19 protein-coding genes and 1 pseudogene are annotated in these 20,146 nt (G+C 55.3%); 5 read left to right on the forward strand and 15 right to left on the reverse strand.

Features of this window, described 5'->3' with window-relative positions; translation table 11 throughout:
* The first annotated feature begins 232 nt into the window (after positions 1 to 232).
* Entirely contained in the window at positions 233 to 1,543 is a 1,311-nt protein-coding gene (gltP, locus tag NNO02_RS15295; protein ID WP_271440963.1) for a glutamate/aspartate:proton symporter GltP, read from the forward strand.
* 103 nt (positions 1,544 to 1,646) lie between these two features.
* Here the strand turns inward: gltP and yjcO are convergent, their stop codons facing one another.
* Together yjcO and fdhF are read right to left on the reverse strand one after the other, a co-directional pair.
* Positions 1,647 to 2,330 (reverse strand): Sel1 family TPR-like repeat protein YjcO, encoded by a 684-nt coding sequence (yjcO, locus tag NNO02_RS15300; RefSeq protein WP_271440962.1) that lies wholly within the window; start codon positions 2,328 to 2,330, stop codon positions 1,647 to 1,649.
* Positions 2,331 to 2,421: 91 nt separating this feature from the next.
* Complete coding sequence (gene fdhF / locus NNO02_RS15305; protein WP_271455183.1) at positions 2,422 to 4,569, reverse strand: formate dehydrogenase subunit alpha; 2,148 nt, start codon at positions 4,567 to 4,569, stop codon at positions 2,422 to 2,424.
* A gap of 288 nt (positions 4,570 to 4,857) precedes the next feature.
* On the opposite strand from fdhF, the gene NNO02_RS15310 reads away from it, so the two are divergent.
* Positions 4,858 to 5,589 carry a response regulator gene (locus NNO02_RS15310; protein ID WP_271455184.1) on the forward strand — a complete coding sequence of 244 codons (732 nt, stop codon included), beginning with the start codon at positions 4,858 to 4,860 and terminating at the stop codon, positions 5,587 to 5,589.
* Positions 5,590 to 5,675: 86 nt separating this feature from the next.
* On the opposite strand, the gene NNO02_RS15315 is transcribed toward NNO02_RS15310, so the two are convergent.
* The 6 genes from NNO02_RS15315 to NNO02_RS15340 form a co-directional block, all read right to left on the reverse strand.
* Positions 5,676 to 6,680, reverse strand: a complete 1,005-nt coding sequence (locus NNO02_RS15315; protein WP_271455195.1) for a carbohydrate kinase family protein — start codon at positions 6,678 to 6,680, stop codon at positions 5,676 to 5,678.
* Positions 6,677 to 7,537, reverse strand: a complete 861-nt coding sequence (locus tag NNO02_RS15320) for a ketose 1,6-bisphosphate aldolase (RefSeq protein WP_271440959.1) — start codon at positions 7,535 to 7,537, stop codon at positions 6,677 to 6,679. Before NNO02_RS15320 ends, NNO02_RS15315 begins: the two co-directional genes overlap by 4 nt.
* Before the next feature lie 14 nt (positions 7,538 to 7,551).
* A complete protein-coding gene (locus NNO02_RS15325) occupies positions 7,552 to 8,235 on the reverse strand; it encodes a D-lyxose/D-mannose isomerase (RefSeq protein WP_271449283.1) in 684 nt (227 codons plus the stop codon).
* A gap of 120 nt (positions 8,236 to 8,355) precedes the next feature.
* Positions 8,356 to 9,297: an ABC transporter substrate-binding protein gene (locus NNO02_RS15330; RefSeq protein WP_271449282.1), complete on the reverse strand. Its 942-nt coding sequence runs from the start codon at positions 9,295 to 9,297 to the stop codon at positions 8,356 to 8,358.
* An 88-nt stretch (positions 9,298 to 9,385) separates the two neighbouring features.
* Positions 9,386 to 10,381, reverse strand: a complete 996-nt coding sequence (locus NNO02_RS15335; protein WP_271449281.1) for an ABC transporter permease subunit — start codon at positions 10,379 to 10,381, stop codon at positions 9,386 to 9,388.
* Complete coding sequence (locus NNO02_RS15340; protein ID WP_271455185.1) at positions 10,374 to 11,897, reverse strand: sugar ABC transporter ATP-binding protein; 1,524 nt, start codon at positions 11,895 to 11,897, stop codon at positions 10,374 to 10,376. Before NNO02_RS15340 ends, NNO02_RS15335 begins: the two co-directional genes overlap by 8 nt.
* 114 nt (positions 11,898 to 12,011) lie before the next feature.
* Between NNO02_RS15340 and NNO02_RS15345 the strand changes: the two genes are divergently transcribed.
* From NNO02_RS15345 to NNO02_RS15355, 3 genes and pseudogenes are all read left to right on the forward strand, one after another.
* On the forward strand, positions 12,012 to 14,276 hold the full coding sequence (locus NNO02_RS15345; RefSeq protein WP_271440955.1) for a hybrid sensor histidine kinase/response regulator: 2,265 nt from the start codon (positions 12,012 to 12,014) through the stop codon (positions 14,274 to 14,276).
* A 69-nt stretch (positions 14,277 to 14,345) separates the two neighbouring features.
* A complete protein-coding gene (yjdP, locus tag NNO02_RS15350; RefSeq protein WP_271455186.1) occupies positions 14,346 to 14,675 on the forward strand; it encodes a DDRRRQL repeat protein YjdP in 330 nt (109 codons plus the stop codon).
* Positions 14,676 to 14,685: 10 nt separating this feature from the next.
* A pseudogene (locus tag NNO02_RS15355) lies at positions 14,686 to 14,757 on the forward strand (HigA family addiction module antitoxin); the annotation flags it as partial.
* A 51-nt stretch (positions 14,758 to 14,808) separates the two neighbouring features.
* On the opposite strand, the gene phnP reads toward NNO02_RS15355, so the two are convergent.
* From phnP to phnJ, 7 genes are all read right to left on the reverse strand, one after another.
* Positions 14,809 to 15,567, reverse strand: a complete 759-nt coding sequence (gene phnP / locus NNO02_RS15360) for a phosphonate metabolism protein PhnP (RefSeq protein WP_271455187.1) — start codon at positions 15,565 to 15,567, stop codon at positions 14,809 to 14,811.
* Between the two features lie 9 nt (positions 15,568 to 15,576).
* On the reverse strand, positions 15,577 to 16,011 hold the full coding sequence (gene phnO, locus NNO02_RS15365; RefSeq protein ID WP_137382893.1) for an aminoalkylphosphonate N-acetyltransferase: 435 nt from the start codon (positions 16,009 to 16,011) through the stop codon (positions 15,577 to 15,579).
* Complete coding sequence (gene phnN / locus NNO02_RS15370; protein ID WP_271455188.1) at positions 15,998 to 16,552, reverse strand: ribose 1,5-bisphosphokinase; 555 nt, start codon at positions 16,550 to 16,552, stop codon at positions 15,998 to 16,000. Before phnN ends, phnO begins: the two co-directional genes overlap by 14 nt.
* Positions 16,553 to 16,554: 2 nt before the next feature.
* A complete protein-coding gene (phnM, locus tag NNO02_RS15375) occupies positions 16,555 to 17,691 on the reverse strand; it encodes an alpha-D-ribose 1-methylphosphonate 5-triphosphate diphosphatase (protein WP_271455189.1) in 1,137 nt (378 codons plus the stop codon).
* Positions 17,688 to 18,374: a phosphonate C-P lyase system protein PhnL gene (gene phnL / locus NNO02_RS15380; protein WP_271440950.1), complete on the reverse strand. Its 687-nt coding sequence runs from the start codon at positions 18,372 to 18,374 to the stop codon at positions 17,688 to 17,690. The genes phnM and phnL overlap by 4 nt, the downstream gene beginning before the upstream one ends.
* Positions 18,375 to 18,593: 219 nt before the next feature.
* Entirely contained in the window at positions 18,594 to 19,352 is a 759-nt protein-coding gene (phnK, locus tag NNO02_RS15385) for a phosphonate C-P lyase system protein PhnK (RefSeq protein WP_271449276.1), read from the reverse strand.
* Positions 19,349 to 20,140 carry an alpha-D-ribose 1-methylphosphonate 5-phosphate C-P-lyase PhnJ gene (gene phnJ / locus NNO02_RS15390; RefSeq protein ID WP_271440983.1) on the reverse strand — a complete coding sequence of 264 codons (792 nt, stop codon included), beginning with the start codon at positions 20,138 to 20,140 and terminating at the stop codon, positions 19,349 to 19,351. Before phnJ ends, phnK begins: the two co-directional genes overlap by 4 nt.
* Positions 20,141 to 20,146 lie beyond the last annotated feature (6 nt).

The following is a 20,146-nucleotide window of genomic DNA, read 5'->3' on the forward strand; positions in this document are numbered from 1 at the left end:
CTTTTATAACAAAAAGTTATTCATGATTACCGACATAAACTCGCGTTTTTATGCATAATTTCAGCTAAACCCCCTGTTCTGAAAGGCTTGCGCGAGATAGCGTGCAAATGATAATGATAATAAGCGTTAAAAAACTCTATAAACGAACGCAACACAAATCATACCCTTTCAGTATGTACTGTTCTCGCATTTTTATATGCGGAATAGCGCTCCATCGAGGAAGTCCGTTGTTATGAAAAATTTGAAAGTCAGCCTGGCATGGCAGATCCTCATCGCCATGGTGCTGGGCATTTTGCTGGGGAGTTACCTGCACTACCATAGTGACAGCCGCGAATGGCTGGTGTTAAACCTGCTGCAACCGGCGGGTGATATCTTTATCCACCTGATTAAAATGATCGTCGTGCCCATTGTGATTTCCACGCTGATTGTGGGTATCGCCGGGGTGGGGGATGCAAAACAGCTGGGCCGTATTGGCGCCAAAACCATTATCTATTTCGAAGTGATCACCACCGTGGCGATTATCCTCGGTATTACGCTGGCAAACGTATTCCAGCCAGGTACCGGTGTTGATATGTCGCAGCTGGCGACCGTGGATATTTCGAAATATCAAAGCACAACGGCAGAAGTGCAGAGTCATGCACATGGCCTGATGGGCACAATTTTGTCACTGGTGCCGACCAACATCGTTGCGTCGATGGCGAAAGGGGACATGCTGCCGATTATCTTCTTCTCAGTGCTGTTCGGTTTAGGTCTGTCTTCTCTGCCTGCCACGCACCGTGAACCGCTGGTTACCGTGTTCCGCTCTATCTCCGAAACCATGTTTAAAGTGACCCACATGGTCATGCGTTATGCGCCGGTCGGTGTCTTTGCGCTGATCGCCGTCACGGTCGCAAACTTTGGCTTTGCCTCCTTGTGGCCGCTGGCGAAGCTGGTGCTGTTGGTGCATTTTGCCATCCTGTTCTTTGCACTGGTGGTGCTGGGTATCGTGGCGCGTGTCTGTGGTCTGAGTATCTGGATCTTAATCCGTATCCTGAAGGATGAGCTGATTCTGGCGTATTCAACCGCCAGTTCTGAGAGCGTACTGCCGCGTATTATTGAGAAAATGGAAGCCTACGGTGCACCGGCATCAATCACCAGTTTCGTGGTGCCGACCGGCTATTCATTCAACCTGGATGGTTCGACGTTGTACCAGAGTATCGCCGCTATCTTTATTGCCCAGCTGTACGGTATTGACCTGTCGCTGTGGCAGGAAATCGTGCTGGTACTGACGCTGATGGTAACCTCGAAAGGGATTGCAGGTGTGCCGGGCGTATCGTTTGTGGTGCTGTTGGCGACGCTGGGCAGTGTGGGGATCCCGTTGGAAGGTCTGGCATTTATCGCCGGTGTTGACCGTATTCTCGATATGGCGCGTACTGCGCTGAACGTGGTGGGTAACGCGCTGGCGGTACTGGTTATCGCCAAGTGGGAACACAAATTTGACCGCAAGAAAGCGCTGGCCTATGAGCGTGAAATATTAGGTAAGTTTGATAAGACCGCTTTGTAGGCCGGATAAGGCAACGCCGCCATCCGGCAACCTGCTCCGGGTTGCCTGATGGCGCTACGCTATCAGGCCTACAACGACTACGTTCATCCGGCAATGCAAACCATTACCCGTTCGTTAACTTATCAAACTCTTCGCAGCCGGTATCGAATCCTTCTGTACAGCTCAGATTCAGCCAGTGCAGCGCCTTCTGTTTATTCTTTTCAATAAAACCCTGCTCGCCGTTTAAGAACATCATCCCGGCCCAGTATTCGGAATACCCGGTACGAGAAATGGCCGAGCTACGTTTGAAATACCAGGTGGCTTTCTCATCGTCGGCAGGAATACCCACGCCATTGGCGTAGATCAGTCCGAGCAGCATTTGCGCATCGACAGCGGAGTCGTTCTCCAGGTTTTCCGAGGCGTTTTGCAGCAATGTAATCGCTTTGGGGTAATCTGTGTGCCCGGCCTGCGTGTTCACCAGAATTCTCGCCAGCGTAATTTCCCCCGCCTTACTACCTGCCTGGGTCGCTTTTTCGGCCAGCGTTTTGGCTTGTGGATAATCCAGACTGACTGGGTTGGTTATCTTAATTTGCGCCAGTAAGGCCCAGGCATCCGCATCACCGCTGTCGGCTGCTTTTTGCGCCCAGTATTCGGCTTTGCTCAAATCGCCTGAACTAAACCAGGTATCGGCGAGAAAGTATTGTGCGCGTCGGTCTCCAGATTCGGCTGCCTTCAGAAACTGACTGCCAGGCTCTTCGGCATGAACAAAGCCTGTTATTAGCAACATCAAGGCGAAAAGTCGTTTCATCTTATATTTAGATTTAGAGTAGGGAATGGACAGTATAGAGAGATTATTGGCATAAAAAAACGGCCTCCGAATGGAGGCCGTCAGGGGAAGCTTAACCCATCGCGCTTTCGCGCAGGCTGGCTTTCAGCTTGGTGTACTCATCAATCACATACTGTTCGGCAGCACGCTGATCGGCAATGCGTTCAACATTAACGGCACAGTATTTGTACTCCGGCGTTTTGGTAATCGGGCTTAAGTTCTCGGTTACCAGTTCATTACATGCACCAATCCACCATTGATAGGTCATGTAAATCGCGCCTTTGTTTGGACGATCGCTTACTGCAGCGCGGGTGATAACCCGGCCTTTACGCGAGTTAACCCACACTAGCTCTTCATCCTGAATGCCCAGGCGTTCAGCGTCAGCAGTGTTGATCTGGGCATAGCCCGGCTCATCAGCCAACGCAGCCAGTGCCGCACAGTTACCGGTCATAGAACGGCAAGAGTAGTGGCCGACTTCACGCACCGTTGACAGTACCATTGGGTACTCTGGGGTGAGTTTGTCGATTGGCGCTACCCAGTCACAAGTGAAGAACTGCGCCAGGCCGTTCGGGGTGTCAAACTTCTCTTTGAAGAGGTAAGACGTACCCTGATCGGCGTCTGAGGTGTCGCGGCAAGGCCACTGGATATAACCCAGTTCGCCCATCTTCTCGTAAGTGGCACCGTAGAAATCCGGGCACAGATGACGCAACTCGTCCCAGATTTCCTGGGTGTTGTTGTAGTGCATCGGGTAACCCATACGGGTGGCAATTTCACTGATAATCTGCCAGTCCGTTTTCAGATCCCACTTCGGTTCAACAGCTTTAAAGAAGCGCTGGAAGCCACGGTCAGCCGCGGAGAATACGCCTTCATGCTCACCCCATGACGTAGACGGTAAAATAACGTCTGCGGCAGCAGCGGTTTTGGTCATGAAGATATCCTGCACAATGACCAGTTCCAGATCTTCAAAGCCTTTGCGCACTGCGGAGAGTTCAGCATCGGTCTGTAATGGATCTTCACCCATAATGTAGGCCGCACGAACTTCGCCATGGGCCGCACGGTGCGGCAGCTCGCTGATGCGATAGCCGGTGTGTGCAGGCAGGCTTTCCACGCCCCAGGCTTTGGCGAATTTCTCGCGGTTAGCCGGATCTTTCACGTACTGATAGCCCGGATAGGTATCCGGCAGCGCACCCATGTCACATGCGCCCTGAACGTTGTTCTGGCCACGAACCGGGTTAACACCGACGCTTGGCTTACCGAGGTTACCGGTCAGCATGGCGAGGCTGGTCAGTGAACGCACGGTTTCCACGCCCTGATAGAACTGGGTAACACCCATGCCCCACAGGATGGCCGCGCTTTTCGCCGAAGCATACATACGTGCAGCCTGACGGATATCCTGAGCGCTAACGCCAGTAATATCTTCGACAGACTCCGGCGTGTAGCCTTCGACAATCTTGCTGTACTCTTCGAATCCTTCCGTACGCGAGGCGACGAACGCCTGGTCGTACAGTTTTTCTTCGATGATGACATGACCCATAGCGTTAAGCAGCGCGATGTTTGAGCCGTTTCTCAACGCGATGTGCATGTCGGCAATACGCGCAGTTTCAATTTTGCGCGGATCGCAGACGATAATTTTCGCCCCGTTGCGTTTAGCGTTGATCACGTGATTCGCCACGATAGGGTGGGAATCCGCCGGGTTGTACCCGAAGATGAACACTAAATCTGTGTTATCAATTTCATTGATAGCATTACTCATTGCGCCGTTACCGACCGATTGGTGCAGACCTGCAACCGAAGGGCCGTGTCAGACGCGAGCGCAGCAGTCAACGTTATTGGTACCAATAACGGCGCGCGCGAATTTTTGCATTACATAGTTGGTTTCGTTACCCGTACCGCGAGATGAACCGGTCGTCTGAATGGCGTCCGGGCCATACTTCGCTTTGATGGCGCTCAGGCGATCGGCGACGTAATTAAGCGCTTCATCCCAGGAAACGGATTCCAGTTTGCCGCCACGCTGGCGACGGATCATTGGGGTCTTCAGACGAGGGGTCAGGATCTGGGTATCATTAATAAAATCCCAGCCATAGTAGCCCTTCAGACACAGGGTACCCTGGTTGGTTTTCCCCTGCGCCGCTTCAGCCTGGACGATTTTGCCGTTATCGACCACCAGGTTGATTTTGCAACCTGATGCACAATATGGGCAAACCGTGACGACTTTTTTCATCGGTCTCGCTCCAGTTAATCAAATCGCGCATACGCGCTTGTCGCTTTCGTTATGCATCTTTTATGCCATGTTTTTATCAGGGGCATTCGCCGATAATACGGGCGAATTTTGCGCAAAACCCTGACGAAAAACAGGCTGTCGTCATATTTGACGTGACGAATCTTCAATACGTGACGCCCCGGCAGTGTGACCGAGGTTATGTTTCCCACATGTCCTTGTGCCTTATCGCTGTCACTCTGTGCAGAATCAATCACACTCATTTAAGTTGGCCAGAAATGGGGAGGAACGATGAAGCCAGCCATACTGGTTGTGGATGATGACGAGGCAATCTGCACACTGCTCCAGGATGTGCTGAGTGAACACGTCTTTGCAGTGACCGCCTGTCATACCGGACAGGATGCGCTGCGCTGCGTTGATACTCAGCCGGATATCGCGCTGGTATTGCTGGACATGATGTTGCCCGATATTAATGGCCTGATGGTGCTTCAGCAGGTGCAAAAAATCAGGCCAGGATTACCGGTGGTGATGCTGACAGGGTTAGGTAGCGAATCGGATGTGGTTGTGGGGCTGGAAATGGGGGCTGACGATTATATCGGCAAACCGTTCAATGCGCGGGTACTGGTGGCGCGGGTAAAAGCCGTGCTCAGGCGTGTCGGTGTTTTAACACCTGAAAGCAGCGGTCCACAAACCACGGGGTTATCCTTTAATGGCTGGCATCTGGATACCGCAGGTTGTCAGTTACGTAATCCTCAGCAGTTGAAGGTGGACCTGACGCAGGGCGAATACAGTCTGCTGCTGGCGCTGGCACAGAACGCCCGCCGGGTGCTTAGCCGCGAACAATTGCTGGAGTTGACGCGCAGCGACAGCGTTGAGGTGTTTGACCGCACTATTGATGTGTTAATCATGCGACTACGGCGAAAGATAGAGACTAACCCGCATCAGCCAATGTTGATTAAAACCCTGCGCGGTCTGGGTTATGTTTTTGCCGCCGACGTGCAGCATCACGATAAGGCGGCGTGATCTGCGCAGTTGCCGGATGCGGCGTAAACGCCTTATCCGGCCTACAAAAGCGATAACGACCCCGTATGCCTGATAAGCGTAGCGCATCAGGCATCAGCCATTCCGGCTTTTAACTCCTCCAGCGTTTTTGCGCCGTCGATTGCATTGGCACACAGCAGGCTTGCCCGCGCGCAGGCGTGTGCCAGCCTGATACTGTCCGCTAACGACCAGCGCTCGTGGCAGCCATACAGAAAACCAGCGCAAAATGCATCTCCTGCCCCGACACTGCCGACGATCTCTTCCTGGGCCAGAAATTGTGAGGGTATCCAGGTGCCAGCCTGATCAGGATCTTCACCCCATGCGCCTTCCGGACAGTGGATCACCACCCGCTGGCGTACACCCGCGTCCAGTAGTTCACGGGCGGCGGTAGCGATGTGCGGAATATGCAATTCGCCGTTGGGCTGGCGGATCTCCAGTCCGCTGAATTCCCCGGCCTCCAGTTCATTGATCACCAGATAGTCAAGATGGCGAAGCGCTGGCATCACCAGTGGCTGGTAGCGAGGATCGCCTTTGCGTGAGACCAGATCCAGTGACGTTTCAAAGCCATTTTCACGCATTTGTGCCAGTAGTCGTGCGCTTCGCGTACCGAACTCGTCGTCAGGCATGTCCAGACTATCGAGCAACAGCAGATAGCCCAGATGGAAAATTTTCATCGAGGTATCCAGCAGCTCAAACGCAGGCAGATCGAGTAGCCGATTGGCGCCCGGTGAGTGAAAAAAGGTGCGCTGGCCGCTGGGATCGGTCATCACCTGCGACATTGACGTGGGGGCTGATGTCGTGCGCTGAACATGCTGGCGATTAACGTGATACTGTTCCAGCATCGCCATGATGTAGTCGCCATCGCTGTCCTTGCCAATTAAGCCCACTGCCTGCAACGGTAGCCCGGTGTGCATTTTTGCCAGCGTGAGCAATACGTTAAGCGGAGCCCCCCCCGTTGCGTGTTCGCTATGGGTTATCTCCGCCAGCCAGCCGCGTTCTGGCCACTGCACAATCTGATGTACATGATCGACCAGCATGTTACCTGCGGCGATAATGCCTTTACGTTCCATCAGATCTGCCCCGCGCTACCAAAAATACGCATCTGTTCAGAAACGGTATCGGTAATGGCTTCCTCAATACTCAGCAGCAGTTCGGCGAATTCGTCGTACAGCGGCTGGCGATTAGCCATACGCGACTCTACCGCAGCCAGTGCCGCCTGCGACATACCGGTGTAGAAGTTGATTTTGTGAATGCCAAGCTCGATTGCCCGACGGAAATCGTCGTCGCTAATGCCGGAGCCGCCGTGTAGTACCAGCGGAATTGCCGCCTGTTGGCGAATAGCGTCCAGACGGGGAAAATCGAGTTGTGGCACGCCTTTGTACTTGCCGTGTGCATTGCCAATAGCAACTGCCAGCGCATCAATACCGGTTCGATCGACGAAATCCCGTGCCAGCATGGGGTCGGTAAACAATGATTCATCGGCATGACCATACAGTGCTCCGCCTTCATCGCCGCCCACCGCACCTAGCTCTGCTTCCACCGACACACCCACCGCATGACACATCTTCACGACTTCGCGGGTTTGACGGATATTGTCTTCGTATTCCAGCGTGGAACCATCAAACATGACCGAACTGAAGCCTAAGCGCAGCGCCCGAACCACTGACTCAAAGTGCAGGCCGTGGTCAAGGTTTAGTACCACCGGAATATCATGGCGTGCGGCTTCAAATTTGACCGCTTCGACGAGGGAGTCTAGCGAGATATATTTAAAATGCACTTCGGCAATGTTGATAATAAAAGGCGAACGTTCCTGTTTTGCGGCGGCAAACAGCGCGCGCAGGAAGTGTGAGTCCAGTACGTTAAATGCCCCTAAGGCATAGCGGTGCTCGCGGGCATGGGCAAGCCCATCGGCGAGGGAAATTAACGGCATAATACGCTCCTTGGTTAACGGAACAGGCGGTACTCGTTACACAGCACCAGATGCGCCGGTTCGTCTTCTTCAATGTCGTTATAGCGGGCTATCGGTTGCAGAAAATGGTTATCGTGGTCGTCGTCATTGACGGAAGAAACCTCACCGACCAGCACGTCACCAAACCCTTCCTCAGCCCAGAAGCTGTGATACAGACCGGGCGTCAGACAGATGCTTTCCCCTGGTGCCAGGCGTAGCTGGCTACCTGCAGCATGGATTTGTCGGCAACCATCAATGACCACATTGACGTCGCTGTCCTCTGTTTGTTCTCTGATACCGGCGTTCCACAGTTCGACAATCAGATTGCCGCCGCCGCGATTAATGATGTCTTCACGCTTGCGCCAGTGAAAATGCATCGGCGTAACCTGGGCATCGCGAACATGCATGATTTTCTCTGCGTAGCACTTCTCGTATGGCATACCTTTTGGCGAGCCATTTCGCAGGGTGAACAGCGTTAAGCCCTGAGCGGCGAAATTGTCGCCGCCAAATGCGGTGACATCCCAACCTAATTTGAGGTCAAAGACTTCACTCCAGGCGGAAGCATCAAGTTTTCGCCATTGCGTGGGCGGGAAACTGGCGAAAGCGGGGAGATGCACGTCGTGCTGGGAAAAAAACTGGCGTGTGTGGCCAAGAATTTCGTTTATTGCGGAGCGTTTCATGGACAGAATTCTCCTGAGTATAATGCCGAATGGCGCTGTGCTTATCCGGCCTACAAATTCATATCGATCTTGTAGGTGGGATACGGCATTTTTGCCGCCATCCGGCGTTGTTGTAGCGGGTTATTTCACCGTCCAACCCTTATAGCTACCGACGTTGTTTTTATCGATCATCGTCACTGGGATCAGCACAGGTTCTTTCGGCGCGGGTTTCCCCTGTAATATGTCATAGCCGATTTCGACTGCCTTGGCTGCCATTACCTGCGGATCTTGTGCCGGAGTCGCCACAAATAGTGAGTTTTCGCGCTTCAACGCTTCTTCGCCGTCCGGCGATCCATCTACGCCGACAATAAAGAATTCATTGCGCTGTGCCTGTTTCGCTGCCAGATCGGCACCGATCGCCGTCGGATCGTTAATGGCGAATACGCCGTCGATCTTCGGATTCGCCGCCAGCAACGCGGTCATGATCTCCAGGCCGCCTTCGCGACTGCCTTTGGCGTTTTGGTTATGTGATAGCACCTTGATATCGGGATGGCGTTTGAATTCAGTCTGGCAGCCTTCCACGCGGTTCTGAACAGCGGAAACCGGCGGCCCGTTGATGATCACCACGTTGCCTTTGCCTTTCAGGCGGTCGGTAATGTATTTACAGGCCATTTCGCCTGCCTGGGTGTTATCGGAGGTGATGGTTGCATCAGCCCCTTCCGCCGCCACGTCAACGGCGACCACCACAATCCCCGCGTCTTTCGCCCGTTTTACCGCCGGACCGATGCCTTTGGAATCCGCTGCGTTAAGAATGATCATGTCGACTTTGGCGGCAATAAAGTTGTCGATCTGCGATACCTGTTGCCCCAGATCGTAGCCGCTGGATACCAACGTTACTTTGACGTTATCACCGGCCAGTTTACGCGCTTCCAGCTCCGCACCTTTGGTGATTTGCACGAAGAACGGGTTGGCAAGGTCGCCCACCGTGACGCCGATCGATTTCAGTTCTTTTGCCTGCACAAACGGACCTGCAGCAAGCAGTGCGCCAGCACAGAGCGCGGTCACTAATGGCTTCAAACGCATACTCGTTTCCTCACGTAGGGTATTGTTGTTATACGCCTCATGGCGCTGCGCTTATCAGGCCTACGAATGAGTAGGCCAGTAAGCTTGTCTATGCACTTTGATGGTGTCGGGTACGGTATTTGTCGATCAGCACCGCTATGATGATCACCGCCCCTTTGATCACCAGTTGCCAGAAATAGGAGACGCCCATTAGCGTCATGCCGTTATTAAGCGTGGCAATAATCAGCGCCCCTACCAGCGTGCCGGTGATGGTGCCAATACCGCCGACAAAGCTGGTGCCGCCGAGGATCACCGCGGCAATCGCGTCCAGCTCATAACCCATCCCTAAGTTGCCGTTGGCGCTGTACAGCCGCGAGGCGCTCATCACCCCACCAAGGCCCGAGAGCAGACCGCTCATGCCATAGACGAACAGCAGCACCAGCCAGACTTTGATACCGGTTAAACGTGCGGCCTGCATATTGCCGCCAACCGCGTAGATATGGACGCCCAGCGTGGTGCGGCGCAGAATGAACCAGCACACCACCACCACCGCCAACGCAATCACCACCAGCCACGGTACCGGACCGAGATAGTTATTGCCGATCCACTCAAAGCTGATGTTGGAGTTGATAACCGTCGTGCCATCCGCCAGCAGGTACGCCGCGCCGCGTAACGCGGTATAAGTCCCAAGCGTGACGATAAACGGCGGCAGTCCGGCGAAGGCGACCAGCGCGCCATTGAACAGCCCCAGCACCAGGCCGAGCATCAGCGCCGCCGGAATCGACAGCATGGCAAACTCAGGAATAAGAGAAACGACCATGGCCGCAACGGCGGTGGTGCCGAGAATTGAACCGACGGAGAGATCGATCCCGCCGGTCAGGATGATGAAAGTCATGCCAGCCGCCAGCACGATATTGATCGACGCCTGGCGGGTAATATTCAGCAGGTTGCTCTCAGTAAAAAAGTTTGGCGCGATAAAGCCAAACACGGCCACAATCAGGATCAGAATGGGTAAGATGCCGACCGTTTGCATGAGATCGCTCATCAACATCTTTTTCGCAGAGGCGGATTTCGCCACTTGCTGGGGAGGGGTTGGATTATTCATGGGGCACCGCCTGATGATGGGAGTCGTTCACGCCGGTTGCCAGCGTCATAATGTTTTCCTGGGTAATGCTTTTCCCGTCCAGTTCGCCGGCAATACTGCCTTCCCGCATGACATATACCCGATCGCTCATGCCGACCACTTCCGGCAATTCACTGGAGATCATCAGGATCGCCACGCCTTTGCGCGCCATATCGTTCATGATCCGGTAGATCTCGCTTTTGGCGCCGACGTCTACGCCGCGCGTGGGTTCATCGAGGATCAAAATGCGCGGGCCGATCGCCACCCAGCGTGAAATCAGCAATTTTTGTTGATTACCGCCGGACAGCCCACCCGCCCGTACCTGAGCATGCGGCACGCGGATGTTGAGTAATTGAATCGCGTCATCGGAAATGGCCTGCGCTTTTTTGCGATCGAGCATGCCCCAGTTGGCGTCACGTTCCAGCGTCGCCATGGTGATGTTCTCCGCGGCCGCCAGTTCTAAAAATAACCCCTGTTCTTTGCGGTTCTCGGTCAGAAAGCCAATGCCGTGGTCAATTGCTTCACGCGGGGAGTGGATCACCACCGGTTCGCCGTCGACTTCAATCATGCCGCCGATGGCTTTGCGTACGCCAAAAATCAGTTGCGCCAGTTCAGAACGTCCGGCTCCCACCAGACCCGCAAGGCCGACGATCTCCCCGGAGCGCACCAGCAAGCTGCACGGTTGCACTTTGTTGCCATCAGTCAGGTGATGAACGTTCAGGCGCGCTTTGCCTAAGGGAATATCGCGTTCTTTGTTGAACAGATCGCTTAGCGGACGGCCCACCATCATGCGCACCAGTTCCGCAGCATTAAGCTTGTCGCGGGTCAGGCTACCGACATACTGCCCATCGCGCAGGACGCTGACGCGATCGGACAATTCATAGACTTCCGCCATGCGGTGACTGATATAGATAATCGCCATTCCTTCATCGCGCAGGCGCATGATCAGTTCAAACAGGCGGTGCGTCTCACGCGAGGAGAGGGCGGCGGTGGGTTCATCCATGACCAGGATACGGCTGTTACGGTGTAGGGCGCGGGCGATTTCGACCTGCTGCTGCTCGGCGATGGTCAGCGTCATTACCCGGTCGCTGGCCTTAAACTGGGCTCCGAGTCGGTCGATAACTTTCTGCGACTGCATCACCATCTCTTTGCGCTGGACCAGACCACCGCGCGACAATTCACTGCCGAGGAAGATATTCTCCGCTACCGTCAGGTTAGGTGCGAGCTGCATCTCCTGATAAATCAGGGTAATGCCGGCACTTAACGCATCCTTGGGTCCACGAATATTAAAAGGCTGTCCGTCAATCAGGATCTCGCCGCTGGTGGCGGTATAGGCCCCCGCAAGGATCTTCATCAGGGTGCTTTTCCCCGCGCCGTTTTCGCCCATCAGGGCATGGATCTCACCCGGCCAGACCGTTAAATCGACCCCTTTCAGCGCGTAAAATTTGCCAAACGCTTTGGCAATGTTGCGCATTTCCAGAACCGGTGTCCTGCTCATCGCGGATCTCCTGCGGGGTGGCCGATATCAGCAGTCCATCACAGGAATGTAAATGCAAAATGTCAGAAGCCGTTCATATTTGTCATATTGCGATTTTTCTTCATGGAGCGTGATATGCCGCAACCGGGACGTCACTTTTTCGCCAGCGCGCGCGGGCGATTACTGTTTTTCAACCTGCTGGTGGTGGCGGTCACGTTGATGGTCAGCGGCGTAGCGGTGCTGGGTTTTCAGCATGCCAGTCAGATTCAGGAGCAGGTGCAGCAACAAACGGTTGATGACATGACCGGCAGCATGAATCTGGCGCGCGATACGGCAAATGTAGCAACGGCGGCGGTGCGGCTATCTCAGGTAGTGGGGGCGCTGGAATACAAAGGCGAAGCGGAACGTCTACAGGAGACCCAGCGGGCGCTGAAGCAGTCGCTGGAACAACTGGCCGCTGCGCCGCTGGCACAGCAGGAGCCGGGGTTGGTTGAGCGTATTATTCAACGCAGCAATGAGCTGCAAAGCAGTGTGGAAGGTATGTTGCAGCGCGGACAGCGGCGGCATCTGGAGCGTAACGCGCTACTCAGTTCGCTGTATCAGAATCAAAGCTACTTACGCCATCTGCAAAAGTTGACTGACGCACAGGATGACGCGCTGCTGGATCAAATGGATCGCTTAATTATGGCCGCCATTGAAACACCTACGCCGCGATCGGTGGTCAAACAACTGGACGGCGTGATGCCTGCGCTGCCTCTGCAAGCCAGTAACCTGCTGATTAGCCGTATTCTCAATGATTTCAATCAGGAACTGCATAAGCTGGAGCCGCTTTCTGCCGCCCTGGAACAAAGCGATCTGGCGATCAACTGGTATATGTTTCATATCAAAGCGCTGGTCGCGATCCTCAACAGTGATATCAACCAGTATGCTTCGCAGGTGGCGTTAATCTCCGAACAGCGGGTGGCGCAAAGCCACCAGGAGCTGCAATCCGGCGCGTTGTTTATTCTGGTCTTTGCGCTGCTGGCGGTGGTGATCACCGGTTTTGCTGGCTGGTATATCTACCGCAATCTTGGCTCCAACCTGACCGCCATTTCGCGAGCGATGACCCGACTGGCGCACGGTGAATCGGACGTCAGCGTCCCGGCTCTACAACGCCGCGATGAGCTGGGCGAACTGGCGCGTGCCTTTAGTGTATTCGCCCGTAATACGGCGTCGCTGGAGCACACCACCCGCTTGCTAAAAGAAAAAACCAGCCAGATGGAAATCGACCGCACCGAGCGCCAGGGGCTGGAAGAAGCGCTGCTTCACAGCCAAAAGCTGAAAGCGGTAGGGCAACTGACGGGGGGGCTGGCGCATGATTTCAATAACTTGCTGGCGGTGATTATCGGCAGTCTGGATCTGGTGAATCCGGATTCGCCCGATGCGCCGCGGATTCATCGGGCGCTAAAAGCGGCTGAACGTGGGGCGCTGCTGACCCAGCGGCTGCTGGCCTTTTCACGCAAACAGTCTTTGCATCCGCACGCGGTAGAGCTGAAAACGCTGCTGGAAAACCTGGGAGAGTTGATGCGTCATTCGCTACCTGCCACATTGACCCTGGAAATCGAGGCCCAATCCCCCGCCTGGCCGGCGTGGATTGACGTCAGCCAGTTGGAAAACGCCATTATCAATCTGGTGATGAACGCCCGTGATGCGATGGATGGGCAGGCCGGTATAATTAAGATCCGTTCATGGAATCAGCGCGTTACGCGTAGCGATGGCCGCAAGCAGGACATGGTGATGCTGGAAGTGGCTGACCAGGGCAGTGGCATGTCACAGGAAATTAAGGCACAGGTCTTCGAACCGTTCTTCACGACCAAACAAACCGGTAGTGGGAGTGGGCTGGGGCTGTCGATGGTGTACGGCTTTGTGCGTCAATCTGGCGGTCGCGTAGAGATCGAAAGCGCGCCGGGGCAGGGAACCACCGTCAGATTACAGCTTCCTCGTGCCGTTGTGCCAGTGCAAGTTCCGGTCGAACCGATAGCAGAGCATCCTGCGACCCGCGGTGAGAAGCTGGTTCTGGTGCTTGAAGATGAGGCCGATGTGCGTCAGACGTTGTGCGAACAGTTACACCTTTTGGGCTACCTGACGCTCGAAGCCGCTAACGGTGAACAGGCAATGCATATGCTGGCGGCTTCAGCAGAGATTGATATTCTTGTCAGTGACTTAATGTTGCCAGGCGGATTGAGTGGTGCGGATGTGGTCAATCATGCCCTGAAGCATTATCCCCAACTGAATATTCTGCTGATTAGCGGCCAGGATTTACGCCCGGCGCATAATCCGGCACTGCCGGATGTGGCGCTATTGCGTAAACCGTTTACTCGAGGGGAACTGGCCCAGGCGCTGCGACGCGCACGTAATTGAGATTCCTCCGCTACTCGCGTCAAAGCACTTTGATTACCGTGGAGCCAGTTTCTTTATGAGGCTGGTTTTATGAAACGCTCCCCGACGCTCTTTTTATTCAGTTTGTTGATGTTGACGACGATTTCGGCGCATGCAGACATTATTGATGACGCCATTGGCAATATTCAACGCGCCGTCAGCGATGCTTATAATCCGGATAACAATCGGGATTATGACGACTCACGTGATGATGGCTGGCAGCGTCAGATGAGTGACGATCGCCGTAGGCAGTACGACAATCGTCGTCGCCAGTTCGAAGACCGCCGTCGCCAACTGGATGACCGTCAGCGCCAGCTCGATCAAGAACGGCGTCAGTTAGAAGACGACGAACGCAGAATGGAAGAGGACTACGATCGTTAGCTGTAACGATATGAAACAGGCATCCAGAAAACCAACGACTGTGGGTGATATCCTGCAATATGAATACCTGGAACCGCTTAACCATCTGTTTGTAGGCCGGATAAGATGTTTTCATCGCATCCGGCAAATTTCCTTACTCCAGCACAATCTCCATTCCGTCATACCCGGCTTCAAACCCTGCCGGTAGTGGATTTTCCATCATCCACAGGTCGAACTGATGGCTGATGTGCGTCAGGATCACCCGTGGGCAGCGGATAACCTCGTTTAGGGCGATGACGGTATTTACATCGTTGTGATTGCGTGGCGGCTCGGCGCGTGGGGCGTGACTGCAGTCAATGATAATCACTTGCGGCTGGTTATTGTGCAGAAACTTCAGCGTCTTGTCGGGAAGCCCGGCGGTATCGGAGAGCCACGCCACGCGGCTGTGCGCGGTTTCCAGCAGATAGCCAAACGTCAGCTTCGAGTGGTTGAGCGGTAAAGGGGTCACCTGCAATCCCTGTAAATCGAACACCACAAACGGTGCGACGGTCTGGCTAAAATCCAGAATACCGGGGTGCTTAAACAGATCGTCGCAGCCCTGTTCATCCGGTGGGCCGTACACCGGGATCGTTTTCCCCACCCCCCAACGCAGCGGAAACAGTCCCTGTACATGATCCATATGATAGTGAGTGAGCAGGAACTGCTGGAAACTGCCTGCTGGCCAGTCGTCCATCAGATGGGGGAGCCCTGCATCCAGAAGCGTCACCGCGTCGTTGAATTTGACCACGCCACTGCAGGGGCGTCGGCGGTATTGCGCCTGTAAACGTGCTCGTTGGCAAGCGGCACAGTTGCAGCCAAAAGCCGGTACCAACTGTGCGCCGCCGGTTCCTGTAAGCGTAATGGTCAGACTCATCGCATCCCCTTACAACGGCTTGGTAAAGCGAAAATGGCTTTGCGTATAGCCTTCGCGGCGGTAAAAACGATGCGCATCAAGGCGCTGCGTGCTGGTGGAAAGCTCGGTCATTTCCGCCCCCGCTTCGCGCGCGGTGGCTTCGGCCCAGGCCAGCAACTGGCTGCCTACCTTCAACCCCCGAGCCTGTGGCATCACCACCAGTTCCTGAATCTCACCAATCCAGTTAGCGTGGTGCAGATGAAACTGCAAATGCAGACCGATTAATCCGATGACCTGTCCGTCAAGCAGCGCCAGTTGGTAGTGCATATTGGGGTCTTGCAGATTTGCTATATACCCGGTGCTAAAGGCCTGGTGATCGAATTTACCCTGCTTCAGTTCGCAGACCAGCGCGTAAACCGCATCGGTGTCGTACAGCGTAGCGCGGCGTAATTCACAGACAGACATGTTTCTTCTCCTTGCGTCCCATCAGGGTGAGCAGTGTATCGACTGACTGTAGCAAACTTCCATCGTTATTGAGGACGTGGCAGTCGTAAGGCGCGTAGCGGGCTGCGCGTTCAAGGCGGGCAGCGATTTCCGTTTCACTTTCCCGTCCGCGTGCCTGCAGACGTTGGCGTAAAATCGTCGGAGAAACCTGTAAGCAGATAGGCATTAAAGCCGTGCCATAGCGTGATTGCGCCTGCGGCAGATGGGCGCGTGAACCGTTGACCACCACATCAAAACCGGCATGCAGCCAGAGATCAATCTCCACGCCGACGCCGTAGTACAAACCGTTGGCATGCCAGCTTAGCGCCAGCAGGTTTTGCCCGGCACGGGTAAAAAACTCTTGTTCACTGAGGGCGATGTGGTTTTCATTCCCGGCATTGGCCGCCCGGGTGATGTAACGATGTGCCACCAGCAATTGTGCCGGTTCCTGTAGGCGGAGTTCCGCCAGCAGACTGTCCTTTCCGGAGCCGGATGGCCCCATCAGCCAGATCAGTTTACCCATAGTCAGAATACCCTTTTGCCCTGACGCCAGACGTGGTCGATATGGATGTTGCCGCCTTTGCGGTGTGCCAGCACCAGGTCTGCACGTTTTCCTTCGGCAACCACGCCACGGTCGTCAAGATTCAACGCCCGCGCTGGATTACGGGTAACCAGACGAATAGCCTGTGGCAGCGTAAAACGGTTGGTATCGTCATCCGCGACACGAAACGCTGCGTCGAGCAGACTGGCGGGGTAGTAATCGGAAGAGAGGATATCCAGTAGCCCCAGTTCGGCCAGCTTATGGGCCGCTACGTTGCCGGAGTGCGAACCGCCGCGCACGATATTCGGCGCGCCCATCAGCACGTTCATGCCATGCTGGCGCGAGGCTTCGGCGGCTTCGAACGTCGTGGGAAATTCGGCAATCACGCTGCCAAGTTGATGCGATTCCAGCACATGATCGTGGGTGGCGTCATCGTGGCTCGCCAGTGCAATCTGCCGTTCACGACACATCTGTGCGATGGCGGTGCGGTTGGGTTGTGACCAGCGTGCCGCCAGGGCGAGTTGCTCTTCTTCATAGCGGGCCATCTGCTCGTCGGTCAGCGAATACTTGCCCTGATAGTACTCGCGGTACTTTTCACGGTTGGCGAACTGACGCTGGCCCGGTGAGTGATCCATCAGCGACACCAGCGTCACCGGCTCACGACCAACCAGCTTTTCAAACAGCGGCAGGGTGGTGTGGTGCGGCAGCTCGCAGCGCAGATGCAGACGATGTTCGGCACGGTTGACACCGCGCTTCTGCGTCTCTTCCACCGCATTAATCATCTTCTCCAGATTTTCCAGACGGTCGCCGCCGTCGCGCACATCGCCAATCGCCACCGCGTCCAGCACGGTGGTAATACCGCTGGCAACCATTAAAGCATCGTGGCTGCTCATCGCTGAGTGGGCAGGCCAGTCTACTTTTGGGCGTGGGGTAAAGAACTTGTCGAGGTTATCGGTATGCAGTTCAATAAGCCCCGGCAGCAGCCAGCCGCCTTCACCGTCCAGCGCTTCAGGCAAGCTGCTCTGGCTTTCGGCAAAAGTGCGAATAACCCCGCCTTCAATCTCCAGCGATCCTTGCACCACTTCATCTTCCAGCACCAGCTTTACGTTGTTGATAATCATGCTGTTGTTCCCATCAGGTGCAGACGATCCGCGACGCGGTCACGCACGGTTTGATCGTGAAAAATGCCGACAATTGCCGCGCCGCGGGCTTTTGCTTCTTCAATCAGCGCCACCACGGCGGCGCTGTTTTTGGCGTCCAGCGAGGCGGTAGGCTCATCGAGCAGCAGAATGGGGTAATCGACAATAAACCCACGGGCGATGTTGACGCGCTGCTGTTCGCCGCCGGAAAAGGTTGATGGCGCGAGATGCCATAAGCGCTCAGGAACATTCAGGCGGGTGAGCAGGCTTGCGGCTTTGGCGGCACATTCCTCACGAGATACGCCCAGATCCAGCAGTGGCTGCATCACCACATCCAGCGCGGAAATTCGAGGGATCACGCGCAGGAACTGACTTACCCAGCCGATAGTTGAACGACGGACCTCCAGCACTTTACGGGCCGGAGCCTGCACCAGATCCACCCATTCGCCGCTATGGCGAATATGGATATGCCCTTCATCTGGCAGGTAGTTGGCATACAGCGAACGTAGCAGCGTCGATTTACCGCTGCCGGAATGGCCGTGCAGCACGACGCATTCGCCGTTTTTAACGTCCAGAGTCGCGTTTTGCAGCACCGGCAGACGCACGCCGTTTTGCTGGTGGAGCACGAAGGTTTTACTGACATTTTCAACGCGGATCGCGTTCATTTTTAGCCTCTTTAAACATTTGTGCGTTCGATTGCCTGATGGCGCTGCGCTTATCAGGCCTACAACCAATGCCGCTCCGTAGGCCGGATAAGGCGCAGCCGCCATCCGGCACAAGCGATGCCGCTCCGTAGGCCGGATAAGGCGCAGCCGCCATCCGGCACAAGCGATGCCGCTCCGTAGGCCGGATAAGGCGTAGCCGCCATCCGGCACAACAAAAAATCAGTTCTGCAACACCGACGACACCAGCAATTGGGTATACGGATGATGCGGATCGTCGAGCACGCGATCGGTTAACCCACTTTCCACCACCTGGCCCTGCTTCATCACCAGCAAACGGTCTGCCAGCAGACGTGCCACGCCCAAATCATGGGTGACAATCACCACTGCCAGATCCAGTTCCACCACCAGGCCACGCAGCAGGTCGAGCAGCTTGGCCTGTACCGAGACGTCCAGGCCGCCGGTCGGTTCGTCCATAAACACCAGTTTGGGATGGGTGACGAGGTTGCGGGCGATCTGTAAACGCTGCTGCATGCCGCCGGAGAAGGTGGTCGGCAGGTCGTCGATACGTGAGGCGGGGATTTCCACCTCTTCCAGCCAGCGCTGGGCGGTGGTACGGATGTCGCCGTAGTGGCGAGCCCCGGTGGCCATCAGGCGTTCACCAATATTACCGCCAGCGGAAACCTGGCGGCGCAGGCCGTCCATCGGATGCTGGTGCACTACGCCCCATTCCGTGCGCAGCAGGCGGCGACGGTCGGCTTCGTTCATGCCGTACAGCGAACGGTTCTGATACAAAATCTCACCGTTTTGTGGCGTCAGCCGTGAAGAGATAGATTTCAGCAGCGTAGTTTTACCGGAACCGGATTCCCCAACGATGCCCAGCACTTCGCCAGGCCACAGGTCAAAAGAGACATCGCTGAAGCCTTTGCCCGGCGCGTAGAGATGGGTCAGGTTGTTGACTGAAAGCAGCGGTTGCGTCATTGGCTGAGGGCCTCGCTCTGTTGGCGGCAGTAGTCGGTGTCGGAGCAGACAAACATGCGTTTGCCGCTGTCATCGAGCACCACTTCGTCGAGATAGCTATGGGTTGATCCGCAGATGGCGCAAGGTTCATCCCAGCTCTGCACGGTAAACGGGTGATCGTCGAAATCGAGGCTTTCCACCCGTGTATACGGTGGTACGGCATAGATACGTTTTTCGCGGCCTGCACCGAACAATTGCAGGGCAGGCATCATGTCCATCTTCGGGTTGTCGAATTTCGGGATGGGCGACGGGTCCATCACGTAGCGGCTGTTAACCTTCACTGGATAGGCGTAGGTGGTGGCGATATGGCCGAAGCGGGCGATATCTTCATACAGTTTTACCTGCATGATGCCGTACTCTTCCAGTGCATGCATGGTGCGGGTTTCCGTTTCGCGCGGTTCAATAAAACGCAGCGGCTCGGGGATTGGCACCTGGAAGATGATTATCTGATCTTCCACCAGCGGCGTTTCCGGAATGCGGTGGCGGGTCTGAATTAGCGTGGCGTCTTCTGTACGTTCGGTGGTGTTAACGCCGGTTACGCGCTTGAAGAAGTTGCGGATCGACACGGCGTTGGTGGTGTCATCCGCCCCCTGGTCAATCACTTTCAGTACATCCGGTTCGCCAATCACACTGGCGGTAAGCTGAATGCCGCCCGTACCCCAGCCGTACGGCATTGGCATTTCGCGTCCGCCAAACGGCACCTGATAACCGGGGATGGCCACCGCTTTCAAAATTGCGCGACGGATCATGCGTTT

The sequence above is a fragment of the Citrobacter sp. Awk 2 genome, from assembly GCF_028069815.1.
GTDB lineage: Bacteria > Pseudomonadota > Gammaproteobacteria > Enterobacterales > Enterobacteriaceae > Citrobacter.